This window comes from uncultured Marinobacter sp., assembly GCF_963974375.1.
GTDB lineage: Bacteria > Pseudomonadota > Gammaproteobacteria > Pseudomonadales > Oleiphilaceae > Marinobacter.
The window spans coordinates 1-15,223 of sequence record NZ_CAXBDN010000087.1 but is presented as its reverse complement, the minus strand read 5'-3'; the positions used below and the strand labels follow the sequence as shown (position 1 = coordinate 15,223).

16 protein-coding genes and 1 pseudogene are annotated in these 15,223 nt (G+C 57.2%); 8 read left to right on the top strand and 9 right to left on the bottom strand.

Annotation, left to right across the window (positions count from 1 at the left end):
- The 3 genes and pseudogenes from AAC035_RS09410 to AAC035_RS09400 form a co-directional block, all read left to right on the top strand.
- A partial coding sequence (locus AAC035_RS09410; RefSeq protein ID WP_339803002.1) for a DUF805 domain-containing protein occupies nucleotides 1–374 on the top strand: 374 nt, incomplete at its 5' end.
- Between the two features lie 23 nt (nucleotides 375–397).
- Nucleotides 398–751, top strand: coding sequence for a hypothetical protein (locus AAC035_RS09405; RefSeq protein ID WP_339803000.1), 354 nt, complete (start codon nucleotides 398–400; stop codon nucleotides 749–751).
- Nucleotides 752–994: 243 nt separating this feature from the next.
- Nucleotides 995–2,322, top strand: a pseudogene (locus AAC035_RS09400) (YihY/virulence factor BrkB family protein).
- Here the strand turns inward: AAC035_RS09400 and AAC035_RS09395 are convergent.
- The 4 genes from AAC035_RS09395 to AAC035_RS09380 all read right to left on the bottom strand — a co-directional run bounded on the left by AAC035_RS09395 (nucleotide 2,308) and on the right by AAC035_RS09380 (nucleotide 8,037).
- Entirely contained in the window at nucleotides 2,308–3,369 is a 1,062-nt protein-coding gene (locus AAC035_RS09395; RefSeq protein ID WP_339802997.1) for an HDOD domain-containing protein, read from the bottom strand. The pseudogene AAC035_RS09400 and the gene AAC035_RS09395 overlap by 15 nt on opposite strands.
- Before the next feature lie 141 nt (nucleotides 3,370–3,510).
- Nucleotides 3,511–4,245, bottom strand: coding sequence for a 16S rRNA (uracil(1498)-N(3))-methyltransferase (locus AAC035_RS09390; protein ID WP_339802995.1), 735 nt, complete (start codon nucleotides 4,243–4,245; stop codon nucleotides 3,511–3,513).
- Nucleotides 4,246–4,271: 26 nt separating this feature from the next.
- Entirely contained in the window at nucleotides 4,272–5,621 is a 1,350-nt protein-coding gene (locus tag AAC035_RS09385) for an adenosylmethionine--8-amino-7-oxononanoate transaminase (RefSeq protein ID WP_339802992.1), read from the bottom strand.
- 133 nt (nucleotides 5,622–5,754) lie between these two features.
- The gene (locus tag AAC035_RS09380; RefSeq protein WP_339802990.1) at nucleotides 5,755–8,037 is read right to left on the bottom strand and encodes a TonB-dependent receptor; all 2,283 of its coding nucleotides are present in this window, start codon (nucleotides 8,035–8,037) and stop codon (nucleotides 5,755–5,757) included.
- A 177-nt stretch (nucleotides 8,038–8,214) separates the two neighbouring features.
- Between AAC035_RS09380 and AAC035_RS09375 the strand changes: the two genes are divergently transcribed.
- The 5 genes from AAC035_RS09375 to AAC035_RS09355 all read left to right on the top strand — a co-directional run bounded on the left by AAC035_RS09375 (nucleotide 8,215) and on the right by AAC035_RS09355 (nucleotide 11,360).
- Nucleotides 8,215–8,853, top strand: a complete 639-nt coding sequence (locus AAC035_RS09375) for a PepSY-associated TM helix domain-containing protein (RefSeq protein ID WP_339802987.1) — start codon at nucleotides 8,215–8,217, stop codon at nucleotides 8,851–8,853.
- A 9-nt stretch (nucleotides 8,854–8,862) separates the two neighbouring features.
- A complete protein-coding gene (locus tag AAC035_RS09370; protein WP_339802984.1) occupies nucleotides 8,863–9,387 on the top strand; it encodes a DUF2271 domain-containing protein in 525 nt (174 codons plus the stop codon).
- 66 nt (nucleotides 9,388–9,453) lie between these two features.
- Nucleotides 9,454–10,263: a DUF4198 domain-containing protein gene (locus AAC035_RS09365; protein WP_339802981.1), complete on the top strand. Its 810-nt coding sequence runs from the start codon at nucleotides 9,454–9,456 to the stop codon at nucleotides 10,261–10,263.
- The gene (locus AAC035_RS09360; protein WP_339802979.1) at nucleotides 10,260–10,904 is read left to right on the top strand and encodes a flavodoxin domain-containing protein; all 645 of its coding nucleotides are present in this window, start codon (nucleotides 10,260–10,262) and stop codon (nucleotides 10,902–10,904) included. The genes AAC035_RS09365 and AAC035_RS09360 overlap by 4 nt, the downstream gene beginning before the upstream one ends.
- 87 nt (nucleotides 10,905–10,991) lie before the next feature.
- Nucleotides 10,992–11,360, top strand: a complete 369-nt coding sequence (locus tag AAC035_RS09355; RefSeq protein WP_339802977.1) for a DUF6746 family protein — start codon at nucleotides 10,992–10,994, stop codon at nucleotides 11,358–11,360.
- A gap of 243 nt (nucleotides 11,361–11,603) precedes the next feature.
- Here AAC035_RS09355 and AAC035_RS09350 read toward each other — a convergent pair whose 3' ends face one another.
- The 5 genes from AAC035_RS09350 to AAC035_RS09330 all read right to left on the bottom strand — a co-directional run.
- Nucleotides 11,604–12,350, bottom strand: coding sequence for an amino acid ABC transporter ATP-binding protein (locus AAC035_RS09350; RefSeq protein ID WP_339802975.1), 747 nt, complete (start codon nucleotides 12,348–12,350; stop codon nucleotides 11,604–11,606).
- Nucleotides 12,351–12,362: 12 nt separating this feature from the next.
- The gene (locus AAC035_RS09345; protein ID WP_339802972.1) at nucleotides 12,363–13,034 is read right to left on the bottom strand and encodes an amino acid ABC transporter permease; all 672 of its coding nucleotides are present in this window, start codon (nucleotides 13,032–13,034) and stop codon (nucleotides 12,363–12,365) included.
- Nucleotides 13,035–13,103: 69 nt separating this feature from the next.
- Nucleotides 13,104–13,862, bottom strand: a complete 759-nt coding sequence (locus AAC035_RS09340) for a transporter substrate-binding domain-containing protein (protein WP_339802969.1) — start codon at nucleotides 13,860–13,862, stop codon at nucleotides 13,104–13,106.
- Between the two features lie 228 nt (nucleotides 13,863–14,090).
- On the bottom strand, nucleotides 14,091–14,960 hold the full coding sequence (gene metF / locus AAC035_RS09335) for a methylenetetrahydrofolate reductase [NAD(P)H] (RefSeq protein ID WP_339802967.1): 870 nt from the start codon (nucleotides 14,958–14,960) through the stop codon (nucleotides 14,091–14,093).
- 13 nt (nucleotides 14,961–14,973) lie between these two features.
- Nucleotides 14,974–15,223: adenosylhomocysteinase (locus tag AAC035_RS09330; RefSeq protein ID WP_339802965.1), on the bottom strand; the 250-nt coding region annotated here is incomplete at its 5' end.

Sequence of the window (15,223 nt, the reverse complement as noted above, 5' to 3'; positions counted from 1 at the left end):
CTTTTGAAAAGATTACTCAGTCGTGGGCAGTTACACAATTTGGTTTACAGGCTCCATTTCGTAACTATGCGAACTTTCAGGGGCGGGCAACTCGCACCCAGTACTGGATGTTTATTCTGTTTTATCTGATTGCTTACGTCATTCTGAGTATTGTTGATGGGCTTCTCGGTTTTCCAGTGCTCACTGCACTATTTTCACTTGTTTTACTTGTGCCCAGCATTGCCTATGCAACCCGCCGATTGCATGATACAGGTCGATCTGGTTGGTGGCAGCTCATCGTCCTGGTTCCGTTGATTGGAGCGATTGTTCTGATTGTCTTCCTGGCTATGCCAACCACGACTGATGAGAGATTCGGTGCACCAGTCAATGCATAACTATTACGTGGAACACTAAAGGTATGACCGATTCTACAGTGAGTACTGTCTCGCCTGCCGGCCTGGAAAGCGAAAAGGGCAAAGTGACACTTGTTTACGCCCTTCAGGCGATTGGCTTCGTGGTTGGGCTGACGTTCATCGCAGGCGTGATTGTGAATTACATCCAGCGTAATGAGTTGCAGGGAGATCTTGCGAAAAGCCATTTCCGGTGGCAGATTCGCACCTTCTGGTTCAGCTTGCTCTGGGTAATAATCGGGTCGCTACTTGCGATCGTGTTTGTGGGTTACATTGTTATAGTCGCCAACCTGATCTGGACTCTGTACAGGGTCATCAAGGGATGGATTCGGTTGAATAACAACCAGGCGATGTACCGGTAAATGCAAGCAATTGAAAACCCAGCGGAATGGTTGGGTTTTCAAGCCTCATCATTAATTTGGATCCGTGCAATCCTTCTTTGATTTCTATCTGCTCAGGCTCTGCCCGGTGGGCAGAATCGTTTCTGTCGCGGTTGCGCTGCCACAACCCTGGCCGAAGCGCCCTTTCAAGTCCGGGGCAATTTGCGCCATACTCAGTCGCAGCGGGCTTTCTGGCCCTGCCCCGTTAACGGACAAGGAACACCTGTGGCAGCAGTTCAGCTGAAAGACCGCCTGCAGGCGGTAGAAAACTGGATTCTTTTCAACCCGGATCCACCCAGGCGCTGGCCCTGGACCTGGTTGTATAAAATCGGCCGTACCCTGTACGCGGTGTTTCGTGATCTGGCGCGGGGGCAGCTGACGCTCCATGCCATGAGCCTGGTTTACACCACGCTGCTGAGCATAGTGCCTTTACTGGCGCTCAGCTTTTCGGTGCTCAAGGCCCTTGATGTGCACCAGCGGATGGAGCCGTTTCTGTATCAGTTTCTGCAGCCCCTGGGGCCTCAGGGTGCCCAGCTGGCGGACCAGATTCTGGGGTTTGTGGATAACATGCGGGTGGGGGTGCTGGCTCGGTTGGCCTGGCGTTACTGGTATACACCGTGGTGGCGCTGGTACAGAAGATCGAACGCTCCTTCAACATGATCTGGCGGGTCCCGGACATGCGCTCGGTGACACAGCGCTTCAGCAATTACCTGAGCGTGATCATGATTGGTCCGCTGTTGATGGTTTCTGCTATCGGTATCAGTGCGACCATTTTCTCCTCCACTCTGGTGCAGCGGCTGATTGAAATCGAGCCCCTTGGCACTCTTGTTCTGCTTCTCAGCCGGCTGATGCCGTTCATGCTGGTGGTGGGCGCGTTCACGTTTGTCTATGTGTTTATTCCCAACACCCGGGTAAAGCTTCGCTACGCCTTCATTGGTGGTCTGGTCGCGGGCGTATCCTGGCAGGCTGCGGCCATCGTGTTTGCCTCTTTTGTGGCGGGTTCTGCGAAATACGCCGCCATCTATTCGAGCTTTGCCATCGGGATTATTCTGCTGATCTGGGTCTATATCAACTGGATGGTGTTATTGCTGGGTTCCAGCATTGCATTCTATGTCCAGAATCCGGGAGCCATTGCGAAGAACCGGGACGTCAGTCTCTCTCCGGAGCTTCAGGAACAGGTGGCGCTGGTATTGATGTGGCTGGTTTGCAAGCCCTTTGCCGCGGGCGAAAAAGCCCCCCAGCAGGAAGATCTGGAATATCGGATGGGGGTGCCCGGTGAGATCACCCGCATGATGTCCGATAAACTGATTCGACAGGGCCTGCTCAGCCTGGCAGGCCCCACCGGAGATCTGCTGATACCCGGCAAGGATCTGGACCTGATCAGCGTTGGCGATGTACTCAAGGCTGTCCGTTGCGATGAGGAACGGGTGTTGCGCCGGTTACCGCGAGTCTTGCCCCCGGAGCTGGATACCGCATTCACGGATGTCAATGACCGGACGTTTGCCGAGCTGCTGAGAGCAGGGCATGACAAGCCCGGATCAGTTGGCGCTTAGGCCTTCATCCAGCAGTCGTGAAAGAATCAGCCGGACTTTGGCAAACTGATTGTCGTCCAGGGACAGCAGGCTGCGCAGCTCTTCGTCTGAAAGGTTGCGCTGGTGGGCGTGACGGAGCACTTCCCGCGTCCCCAGGATAATGCCGTCGTTCAGCGGCGTGCTGGTTTCTCCGGGCATCGGACGCTCGGCCGTCAGCAGCAGGGAGTGGTAGCGTACCGGCAGGTTCCAGGCTTCCGCTATTTTCTGCGCAGTAGTCCAGTCGAAGCGACGTAAGACTTCGTGAAGAATCGCAGCCGTGGGTTGGGCATCGGGTAGTTTTTTCCGGTATATCCTCTGCACTTCCCGGCGCAAGGTTATGTACGCCAGAGCGGGTAACAGACCCACCATGAAATAGCTGGTGCTGTCCTGGCGCTGGGTCAGGGCAATCAGTTCGGCGGAGCGGGCACAGGTCAGGCCCCAGCGCCATACCCGCTGTGCAAACAGCGCTTCGCTGCTGTTGCGGGCTGCCAGCATGGGCCTCATCACAGAGGCTGACGCCACATTACGAATACCATCAAGTCCCAGCAGGAACACCGCCTGATCTACCGATTCCACCGGCTGATCGCCCACCTTGAAATAGGGGCTGTTGGCCACCTGCAGCACCTGATCGGTGAGGGAGGCATCGCTGAGGATAATGGTGGTCACCTCTTTGCGACTGGCAGTGTCGGTAGAGAGCGTCCTCATCAGGGTGGGCAGTGTCAGCGGTTGGCGTGGCAGTTCCTCCAGTTCGCCCTGCTCAATCCTGCGCCGGAGCTCTTTGAGCACCTTGCCGGCATGGGGTGAAGGCTCATCCAGTTGACGCGGGCTGGCGTCCAGTAGCCAGCAAAACAGATGTTCTTCCAGTTTTTGCAGGGGTTCCCGGTGGCTTTCATCTTCGGTATTGCGGTCAATCTGGGCGGCATTGAGCAACCGGGACCGGTGCTCAAGAATGTGTGAGCCAGCGGCACTTCCCGAAGCAAACCGGTTTCTCTGAAACTTGCCTGAAATCCAGGACAGGAAACCTGACATTCGGAAGTTCTCCTTGCGGGTGCCCGGGGTGAATGAATTGGGGGCAGCCCTGTCGATAACAATCAGTCTGAAGGCCGCTTTCGGGAATTATAACAGTGTAACAACAAGTTGCCTCCCTGACTGCCAGAAAGACAAGACAGGTTACTGGCCGTCGCCCCACAGCCACTGGCACAACGCCATCGCTGCTACCGGCGCGGTTTCGGTGCGAAGTACCCGGGGCCCCAGGGCCGTAGCGAGAAAACCGGCCGCTTCTGCAGCCTGAATCTCCTCGGCTGTCAGGCCGCCTTCGGGGCCGATCAGCAGGGCGACGCCCTGTGCCGGCGTTGCCAGGGAGCCCAGCGCCTGTGTGGTGCGGTGGTGGAGCACCAGCCTGCAGTCACAGTGTGCGCTGTAATGAAACCAGTCATCCAGAGACTGCACCGGCTCAACCGTGGGTACCCTGGCGCGCCCGCACTGCTCGGCCGCACTGATGGCGACGGACTGCCAGTGCCTGACCCGCTTGTCCTCGCGATCGCCCTTCAGGCGGACATCGCAGCGCTCACTGGTCAGTGGCACGATGGTATCGACACCCATCTCAACGCTTTTCTGGACGGCATAGTCCATGCGGTCACCCTTGGAGATGACCTGCCCTAGCACGATCCGCAGAGGCGATTCCGTCCGGTTTGGCACGGCATCCAGAATCTGCGCGCTTACCGATTTCTTGCCCACCTCCGCAAGCTCGGAAGGGTAGTCATTGCCATCGCCATTGAACAGCACCAGCGGCTGCCCGGGCTGCATCCGCAGCACCTTGCCAACATGATGAGCCGCAGTCTCGTCCAGAGCGAGGGTGACGCCGGCTGCGAGGGCTTCGGGCGTATAGATTCTCGGGTTGCGCACGGTATCCGGTTCCTGGTTTGCGATGGTCAGCCTTTGACGGCAATCTCGATGCCTTCGGTGGCCACCTGCGCCAGATGCCGGATCTGGTCTTCAGTGATGACGTAAGGCGGCATGAAGTAAACCACATTTCCCAATGGTCGTAACAGTGCCTGGCGGGTAAGCGCGTGCTGATAGACCTTGATGCCGCGACGCTCCTGCCAGGGAAAGGGTTCGCGGGTCTGCTTGTTCTTTACCATTTCTATGGCCAGGGTCATGCCGCACTGGCGAATATCGCCCACATTGGGGTGGTCGGCCAGGTGGGCAACGGAATCCGCCATGCAGGTGGAGAGCCTGCGGTTGGCGTTGACGGTGTCGTCGTCCCGGAAAATATCCAGGGTCGCCAGGGCGACGGCACAACCAATGGGGTTGCCGGTGTAGCTGTGGGAATGGAGGAAAGCCCGCAGGGTTTCGTAGTCATCGTAGAAAGCCTCGTAGACGTTATCCGTGGTCAGCACCACCGACAGCGGCAGGTAACCTGCGGTCAGGCCTTTTGACAGACACATGAAGTCCGGGGTGATGCCGGCCTGTTCGCAGGCGAACATGGTGCCGGTACGGCCAAAGCCTACGGCAATTTCATCGGCGATCAGGTGGACCCCGTACTTGTTGCAGGCCTCACGCAGTTTGGTGTGATACACCGGGTGGTGCATGCGCATGGAACCGGCACACTGGATTAACGGCTCCACCACAACGGCGCAGATTTCGTCGTGTTTTTCGGCCAGCAGTTTGTCCATGGCCTCAAACTGGCGCAGGGCATAGGCTTCGTCGGTTTCGCCCGGTTCCTTGTTGTAGGCGTCTGGTGAGGGCGCGGTCAGCACCTCCATCAGCAGGGGCTGGTAGGTATCCTTGTACAGGGCAACATCACCCAGGGCCAGTGCGCCCAGGGTTTCGCCGTGATAGCTGTTGCTGAGGTTGACGAAGTTTTTCTTGGCAGGCTTGTCGTGGTTCTTCCAGTAGTGGTAGCTCATCTTCAAGGCTGCCTCGATGGCCGATGAGCCATTGTCAGCGTAGAAGCACTTGTTGAGCCCCTTGGGCGTTATTTCAATCAGTCGTTCCGACAGGTTTACCACCGGTTCGTGGGTAAAACCGGCCAGAATGACGTGCTCAAGGTTTTCGATCTGATCACGAATGGCCTGGTTAATCCGTGGATTACCATGACCGAAAATATTGACCCACCAGGAGCTGACAGCATCGATATAGCGGTTGTTCTCGAAGTCCTCCAGCCAAACGCCTTCACCGCGCTTGATGGGGATCAGCGGCAGGGTTTCGTGGTCTTTCATCTGGGTGCAGGGGTGCCAGACCGACTTCAGGTCACGGGCGACTAAATCAGCGTTGCGCATGGCGGGCTCCGGTATCGGGAAAAGTGCGTTGTTAACCTGTGGGGATATTACAGTTAACAGCGCGTCCGGGGGAAGGGGCAAGGGGGACACCGTTCCCTTCGCCCGGACTCATTTCACCGACCTGAGTCTGGTCTCAGAACCGGTAGGAGGCCGACAGCCAGTAGTTTCGGGCTTTGGCTTTTACGTTGTAATCATCAATGTAGTTGGGTGTCCAGGTGACGCCGCCGTCATCGGTAGTGAAGGCTGTCTGATAATCGGTGAAGTCCTCGTCCAGCAGGTTGTTGATTCTGGCGGTGATCTCAAGGTTATCCGTTACCCGGTAGCTGCCCCCCAGGTGGAAGATTGTGTAGGCCTTGTAGTACTCCGGCAAGGCAACATCATCAGGCCAGTTGCGGGGCGCTTCGTGCCGGCGTTTGGCACGATATTCCGCCGTCAGGTAAACACTGGCGCCCGGCAGGAACTGCCAGTGAACGCTGCTGTTGGCCATGTGACGGGCACTTCCGGACAGCGGCTCGCCCTTGTTGCTACCGCTTTTGATTTCGGAGTCGGTAAAGGTGTAATTGCCACGTATCCAGAGGTTGTCGAGAACATAGTAGCGCCCGGCCAGCTCGACACCGAGGATATCGGCCCGGTCGATGTTTTCCTGCTGGTTGAAGGTGTAGCCCTCGCCCAGCAGCTCAAACCACTCGGCTCCCAGATCGGCGCAGCCTGCTCCGGACTCAACGCCGGGATCGTCACAGTGGAGAGTGGTGCCACCACGCTCGATCTTGTCACGGAAGCGATTGTGAAACACCGTGGCGTTGAAGTTGTGACGATCCGGATGGCTGTAGTAGATGGCAATTTCATTATTCACACTGGTTTCCGGGGTCAATTCCGGAGTACCAACAAACGGGCTGGTACCCTGGCCGCCAAAACCGGTAATACCGGGGTACAGGTCGTTGGCTTTCGGTGCCTTGTACCCGGTACTGATGCCACCTTTCAGGGTCCATTCAGGGCTGATTTCCCAATTGCCGTACAACCTTGGGCTGGTGTTGCCACCAAAAATATTGTGGTAGTCGTAGCGGACACCGGCGGTCAGGGTCACGCTGCGGGTGATGTCCCAGTTGTCTTCGGCGAACAGGGCCCATTGCCGGTGAGGCTGAATCTCGCCGGAGCGGAAGCCGGTGCCGCTCATGCCGAAGGTGCCGTCTTCCATTTCAGCGTCCAGGTACTGTCCGCCATAAACCAGCCAGTGGTCACCGACCATGGAGTCCAGTTTGACGTCCAGGGTAGTCTGGCGGGTTTCCAGGATACGCTTTGGTCGTGGCAGAAACGCGGCAGCCAGCTGGTCGTCGGTAGCGCCGCCATTAACCAGGTCGAGGTATTCAAGGCGTTCCACTGCAGTTAACGGCAGGGTGCGACCGTTATTGTTGGTGTTTATCTGGTGCAGGGTGATGTTGCTGCGGGCAAAGTTCCAGTCGCCCTCATAGGCTACCGAATACTGGTCTCTGGTGAATTCCTGATCGTCGTAATAGCCGGTCCGGGGCAGACGGTCCACCGAATCGGTTGTGCCCAGTGGATTGGATCCTTCCTGAGGCCGGTTGTCGTAGGTTTGCTCTGAAGTGTCGTAATCGAAGGTGAGGCTGTGATCGGGAGTGAATCGCCAGGACAGGGTCGTGCCCAGGGTGTGGCTCTCGTTGTCCACGGTGCGACCGCCGCCGCCAAAGCCGAGGCTGCGGTCGAATACGGTGCCATCGGGCGCAACCTGAGGGTTGAATTGCGGGCTGGAGGCGTCACGGTTATAGAGGCTGCCCCGTAAACCGATGCCCAGACGATTGGCGATCAGCGGACCGGAGACGGCGATTTCCGTGGTCCGGTCATTACCGAAATTGCTGTTGGTCTCGATGGTACGGCTATGGGTAATACTGCCGTTCCAGCGATCTCCGACTTTTTTGGTAATGATGTTGATAACGCCACCGATGGCCTCGGCGCCGTAAAGGGTTGAGGCGGGGCCGCGGATGATTTCGATCCGGTCAATCATTTCCAGTGGAGGCACATGGTTGAACTGGTTGCCTCCGAAGTTGTTGGGGTACAGGTCACCGATATTGTTCTGCCGTTTGCCATCAATCAGCACCAGGGTGTAATCCGCCCCCATACCCCGAATGCTGATGCCCCCCTGGCCGGTTTTATCCGTCGTTTCGCCGACATCAATACCTTCCACCTCTCTCACAGCGTCCAGCAGGGTCATGTAGGGCTTCTGGCGCAATTCTTCCGCTGTGACCACGGTAATGGAAGCGGGCGCGTCCACAACTTTTTGTTCAAGGCCGGAGGCACTGACCACCAGCGTATCCATGACATGGGGCGAGTGACTCTGCGCCCAGAGTTGCGGAGCTGCCAACAGAGCAACACCAGCTGCGGTAAGCAATTGAAACTTCATAGCGAATCCTTGTAGCTGTCAGCGAAACAAGCCTGAACCCGACCTGTGGCGATCGACCTCAGACAGACCTGAGTTGCGGATTCTTAACCAAATGATAATGATTTGCAAATGAGAATTAAAAAGGTTTAGGATTGCTTCCATCGAGAGCATTTCAATCCAGTTTTCAGGGAGAAGGGGATGACGGACTCTGCCTCGCGCCAGCCATCCAGGGGTATATCGGGCCGCAGTGTGTTGCTGCGCCAGTTGATTCGATGGCACTGGGTGAGCTCGGCGCTGGCTCTGTTCGGCATGCTGTTTTTCAGTATTTCGGGCATCACCCTGAATCATGCCGCCGATATCTCAGCCAGTCCGCAGTTGTCGGTGATCGAAACGCGGTTGCCAGCGGAACTCACGGAGGCTCTGCTGGAAACTGACCGGGCTTCCGGGCTTCCTGAGTCCTTCCATCATTGGCTTGATCGCGAGCTTGAGATTTCTGTGCGGGGGGCCGCCATGGAGCAGTCAGACCATGAGCTGTATTTCTCCAGGCCCCGTCCTGGCGGGGATGCCTGGCTCAATATCCTGCTGCCCGAGGGCGAGCTGATCTGGGAGAGCACCGACCGGGGCTGGATTTCCTGGCTGAATGACCTGCATAAAGGCCGCCACACCGGCACGGCCTGGCGCTGGTTCATCGATGTGTTTGCGGTGGTCAGTCTGGTGTTCTGTCTGACCGGACTTGGGATTCTCGCGCTGCACGCCAGCGAACGCCGGGGCGTCTGGCCGGTGACCGGTCTGGGTGTCCTGGTACCGCTGCTACTTCTGTTGTTATTGGTTCACTGAGGAGACGTCATGAAAAGACCTTCACTGGTACCCCTTATTGCTGCCGTTGGTCTGCTGTCGCAGGGGGCTGTAACGGCGACTGAGGTTTCGCTGGAGCTGGAAATTCCCCAGCTGCCGGTGGCGGAGTATCACCGCCCCTATGTGGCGGTGTGGCTGGAGAATGACCAGGGCCGCCATCTGGCGGATTTCGCACTCTGGTACGACCTGAAGCTGCGCAATAACGAGGGCACAAGCTGGCTCAAGGACATGCGCCTGTGGTGGCGCCGCAGTGGTCGCCAGCTGTCGTTTCCGGTGGACGGCTTTACCGGTGCCACCCGTGCCCCGGGCGTACATCAGGTTGCCCTCGCCAATGCCGGGCAGGTTCTGGCGGAACTTGAGCCGGGCCAGTACCGGATCATGATCGAAGCCGCTCGTGAGGTAGGAGGGCGGGAGCTGGTTGAGCTGGCTTTTGCCTGGCCTGTAGCCAGCGCCCGGACCGTCACTGGCCAGGGCGAATACGAGTTGGGCGACGTCCGGCTTCAGTTGAAGCCGTGAGCCTGCTGAATGCTTGCTTCAATCACGATCCTGAGTAACCAAACCGACAATCCCAACGGAGTTTTTATGAAACGGAACACCCTGCTTACTGCCACCTGCCTTGTCCTCGGCCTCACAGCGGCCTCCACCGGTCATGCTCACCGGGCCTGGATGCTGCCATCGGCAACCGTACTGTCCGGGGAAAACGTCTGGGTCACGGTGGATGCTGCGGTTTCCAACAGCATCTTCTATTTCGAGTATCACCCGCTGGGGCTGGATGGCCTGATCGTCAAGGCGCCGGATGGTGCCGGTCTGGAGCCTCAGAACCAGGCGCAAACCCGTTACCGGTCGGTGTTCGATGTGGAACTGACGCAGGAAGGCACCTACACCGTGGAGATCCGCAATGACGGACTGTTTGGTCGCTACAACCTGAACGGCGAGGCCAAACGCTGGCGTGGCAGCCTCGACACCCTGACTGAGCTGCCGGCTGATGCGAAGGATCTGGAGCTGACCGAAAGCCAGCGTCGTATGCAGGTTTTTGTGACCCGGGGCGCGCCCAGTTTCGAAACACTGAAGCCTGTCGGGCAGGGTCTTGAGCTGGTGCCCTTGACTCATCCCAACGACCTGTTTGTCGGTGAGCAGGCCCAGTTCCGTTTCACCATAGATGGCGAGCCCGCCAAAGAACTGGATATTACCCTGATTCGTGAGGGCATCCGTTACCGGGACCAGGTCGAGGAACGCGTGATAACGACAGATGCCGAAGGCATCGCCCGTATTGACTGGACCCATCCGGGGATGTACTGGCTGGAAACTCAGGTGGAAACGTCGAGCAAGTTGCCGCAGGTCGGTGAACGCCGCCTGGGCTACAGCGCCACCCTGGAGGTGCTGCCCCTGTGAGCTGGAAGCACATCGCGCAGCTGGTGTGGCTGCTGGTGCTGATTGCCATCTGGCAACTGGACTCGGCCAGCATCACCAACCGAGTCTGGGCCACTGTGCTGTTGGTGGTGTACGGCTGGCTGGCAATGCGGGCCCTGGCGCCATCAGCCACGCAAGGGGCTACCGGGGCGGTGGACTTTCTGGTGGCCTTCGCAACCGAAACCGGAACCGCTCGCAAGCTGGCTGGTAAAACGGCAGGGCACCTCCGCAAGCTTGGCTTCAAGGTAGCCGTCACCGAACTGAATGAGCTTCGAAACCAGGATGTTCCGGGGCAGGGGGTGCTGGTCATTGCCAGCACCACGGGGCAGGGCGATGCACCCAGAACGGGAGCCGAATGGCTTGCAGAAGGCGGCCTGCCCGAGGGCTTTGCGCGCTGCGGCCATGGAATTCTGGCGCTGGGTGACCGCAGCTATCCCCAGTTCTGTGGTTTTGGCTATGCCGTGGCTCAGGCGTTTTCCGACCTGGGGTCAAGGCGTTACTGGGACATGGTCCAGGTCCATCAGGAAGACCCGCAGAGCATCCGATACTGGTCTGAGCGGCTTGATTTGCTGGCAAAGCGTGAGCCGCAAGTGTCAACCGGTTCCCGCATCAGCAGTGTCTGATTCGGTCTTTAAAAGTAATAAATGTCATTAGACATAAAATCCCATTTAATATAGATTCGCATTACGATTCACCAAGGAGAGTTCAATATGAAGCGTTCACTGATTGCCATGGCCACGGTTGCCACACTGTTTTCATCTGCAATGGTTCACGCTGAACGGCCAGACCATTACAAGGGACTTCCGGCCAATACCCTGGATGAAGCCGTCGCCAACTTCTCTGAATACAACGACAAGCTGGCGGAGGTGCTCCAGGGTGAGCTGACCCCGGAAGCCATGAACGAAGTCCATCAGTTGACCTACACTCTGGAAAACGCACTGGGCAAGGTCAGTGAGGAGTTTGAGTTGCTGGCTGAGACGCTGGAAGAAGTTCATATCGCTTCCGAAAGCAATGATCCGCAAACCGTCAAGAAGCAGGGTGAGGCTTATCTGGAGGTGTCCCGAAAAGTAGTTCGTTAGTTCGTTAGTGCGGGATGCGGGACCTGGACTCCCGCAAGCACACCTCTCCAGAAGGTGGTTGGTAAAGCGAGTTAGCAGAGTTTTAGCAGAGTTCTAGCGTAGTAACGTTAAAAGTGACGTGTGCCTTCCTTTTGGCCGCTCCCTTGAGGAGCGGCTTTTTTTATCCCGTCGTCCTGGCGCTATACAGTGAGCGCAGAGGCGTCTGGCCTCTGACCGAAACACGGTTTCGGGGGCTCCGATTGCTCAGTGCGACAAAACCCGGCTCAGAAACGCCTGGGTGCGCTCATTCTGCGGGTTGTCGAACACATCCGCCGGCCTGCCTTCCTCCACGATCTGGCCTTCGTGGATGTAGATCACCCGGTCGGCCACTTCGCGGGCGAAGCCCATTTCGTGGGTGACCACCATCATGGTCATACCTTCTTTGGCCAGTTCGCGGATTACGTCGAGCACTTCGCCAATCATTTCCGGGTCCAGTGCCGAAGTGGGCTCGTCGAATAGCATCAGCCGCGGTTCCATGGCCAGGGCACGGGCGATAGCTACTCGCTGTTGCTGGCCGCCAGAGAGGTGGCTGGGGTATTTGTCCGCCTGGCTGCCAATGCCTACACGGTTCAGCAGCCGTTCCGCAGTGGCGTTAGCAATGGGCTGGGGGGCGTCCTTGACCTTCATGGGGGCCAGCATGATGTTTTTCTTCACTGTAAGATGTGGGAAGAGGTTGAACTGCTGGAACACCATGCCTACTTCCTTGCGAATCTCCGACAGGGCCTTGGGATTGCCACTTTTTGGTGTGAGCTCGTTTCCATCCACTATCAGTTTTCCGGATTCGAATTCTTCAAGGCCATTGACGCAGCGGATGAGGGTGGACTTGCCGGAACCACTGGCGCCTATGATGACAACGACTTCGCCGGCTTCAACGGTCAGGTCAATTTCCTTCAGGACATGCAGGGTACCGAAATATTTGTTCAAACCCCGCATTTGCACGATCTGTGTCATGGGTACCTTCCTTCAGACAGAAGCCAGTCCGCGTCGCTCGATCAGGCGGAGCATGAGTGAGAGAGAGAGGGTGATTGCCAGGTACATGAGTGCCACCACGAAATAGACCTCGAAGGCCGTAAATGTATTGGCAATGTATACCTGGCCCTGGCGGACCAACTCTCCGACACCGATAACCGAGAACAGCGAAGTATCCTTGATGCTCACGATGGCCTGGTTGCCCAGGGGCGGAATCATGCGCCGGAAGGCCTGGGGCCAGATGACTGACCAGAAGGTCTGTGATCGCGACAGGCCAAGTGACAGGCCGGCTTCGGTCTGCCCCTTATCGATGGACTGGACGCCGCCCCGGACAACCTCGGAAATATAAGCCCCGGAGTTAAGTGCGATGGCGGCAATGCCTGCTGTCAGCGGGTCAATGGGCCCGCCGACCAGCTCTGGCAGACCATAGAAAATGAACAGAACCTGCACCAGTATCGGGGTGCCGCGAAATATTTCGATGTACGCCGTGGCCGGCCAGCGAAGGAACCACCTTTTGTTGATGCTCAGAAGGCCGAAAATAATGCCGAGAACAAAGCCGATGGCAAGGCCGCCGAATGAAATCAGGAGAGTGTAGGGAATACCTTTGAGCAGGAAAGGAATCGAGTCTATGGCGGCCTGCCAGTCAAACTCAAACTGGAATTCCACAGTGGAAGTCTCCGTTGGGTGGGGATTTGCCAGCCGGGATGTCGTGCACCCCGGCTGTGGTTTTCAGTTCTACTTGTCTTCCGGCATGGGGCCGAACCATTTCTCGAAGATTTCCTTGTAAGTGCCATCTTCCTTGATGGAGGCCAGTGCTTCATTTACACCATCCACCCACGTGCTGCCTTTCTTGAGGGCAATGCCATACTGCTGGCCTTCGTACAGCTCGCCGACAGTTTTTACACTGCCTTCACCTCTGGTGCTGGCGAAGTAGCCGACATTGGGAGCATCGTAGAAAACCGCATCCACTGCGCGGGACATCAAGGCCATGTACATATCGGAGCTGCCCGGGTAGGGCGTTACACCGCTGTCATTTTCAAGGGTTTGGGTCAGGAAGTCGTAACTTGTGCTGCCGATTTTGGTGCCGATTTTCTTGCCTTCGAGGTCACCAATTTCTTTCACGTCGTTGTTGTCCTGGCGCACCAGAATACGTAGGCCGGAATCGTAATACGGATCTGAAAAGTCGACGATTTCCGCGCGTTCCCTGGTGATGGTGATACCGGCGATGGCGATATCCACATTACCTGTTTGAAGGGCCGGGATAATGCCATTGAAATCCATGGTGTTCAGTTCGTATTCGAAACCGGCACGCTTGGCTACTTCGGCGATAATATCCATATCAAAACCGATCATTTCGCCGGTTTCCTGATCCATCATCTCGAAAGGCACGAAGCTTGGGTCGGTGACCACGCGCAGCGTCTCTGCGTTGGTGGTTCCCGCTGCAAAGGTGAGTGCGAGTGTTGCGCAAACGGTCTTAAGCCATTGGGTGCTCATACAATCTCCTTTTTCTTCTCGTTGCGCCCATTCAACCGGTGGGATGCGCCGAAAATGGAGGCTGATCAAACCCATCACAACCGGGGGCGGTAAGTGGAACTGCAATAATTACACTTTAGAACACAGGGCGGAGAAGTAAAGGAAATCAAATGGTTGGAGGGAGTGGGGAAGAGAGGTTGAGTGTCGGATTACAGCCTTTCAGCCCAAATCCGACACAAAGACGTCCAGTCAGAAAGCGATCTTTTCCCTCTCATTGATACCCAGGTTCTTCCAGATGCTGAGGCTCGGCTCTGCCTGGTTCAGGGTATAGAAATGCAGTCCGGGCGCGCCTTGCCTGAGTAGCTTCTCGCACATGCGGGTCACCACTTCCTCGCCGAACTTGCGGATGCTGTCGGAGTCATCACCGTAGGCTTCCAGCTGCTTGCGGATCCAGCGGGGGATTTCTGCACCGCACATGTCAGAGAAGCGCACCAGGCTGGAGAAGTTGACGATGGGCATGATACCCGGCACCACCGGCAGGGTGATGTTCATCTTCTCCAGACGATCAATAAAGTAGAAGTAGCTGTCCGCGTTGAAGAAGTACTGGGTAATGGCACTGTTGGCGCCAGCCTCGACCTTGCGGGCGAAGTTTTTCAGATCGTCTTCTGCATTGCGGGCCTGGGGATGAAACTCCGGATAGGCCGCCACTTCCAGATTGAAATGATCGCCGCTGTGCTCACGGATAAAGCTCACCAGCTCGTTGGCGTAGCGCAGCTCACCGGAAGCACCCATGCCGGACGGCATATCGCCCCGCAGGGCGACGATGCGGTTGACCCCGGCTTCCCGGTAGATATCCAGTAGCTCTGCGATCTCCTTACGTGTACCGCCAACGCAGGACAGATGCGGAGCGGTTGAGATGCCCTGTTTGTGCAGGTTCAGCACAGTTTCGATGGTGCGGTCCCGGGTCGAGCCGCCGGCGCCGAAGGTGACCGAGAAAAAATCCGGGTTCACCTCCGCCAGCTGATTCCTCACCAGCTGGAGTTTTTCCTTGCCCTGGTCGGTCTTGGGCGGGAAAAACTCGAAGCTGAAGCGGCGTTTGAACTGTTTTTGCGATTCCATCTGTGTTTCCGAATCAGTACTTGTAGCTTTCCGGCTTGTACGGGCCTTCGACCGGTACACCGATGTATTTGGCCTGCTCCGGCGTCATCTGGGTGATCACGCCACCAAAACCTTCCACCATGGCACGGGCCACTTCCTCATCGAGATGCTTGGGCAGCACTTCAACGTAGATGCCTTTGGCGCGGGCTTCTTCCGGCAGGTCGGCAAACTTGCGCTCGAACAGATACATCTGCGCCAGCACCTGGTTGGCGAACGAGCCGTCC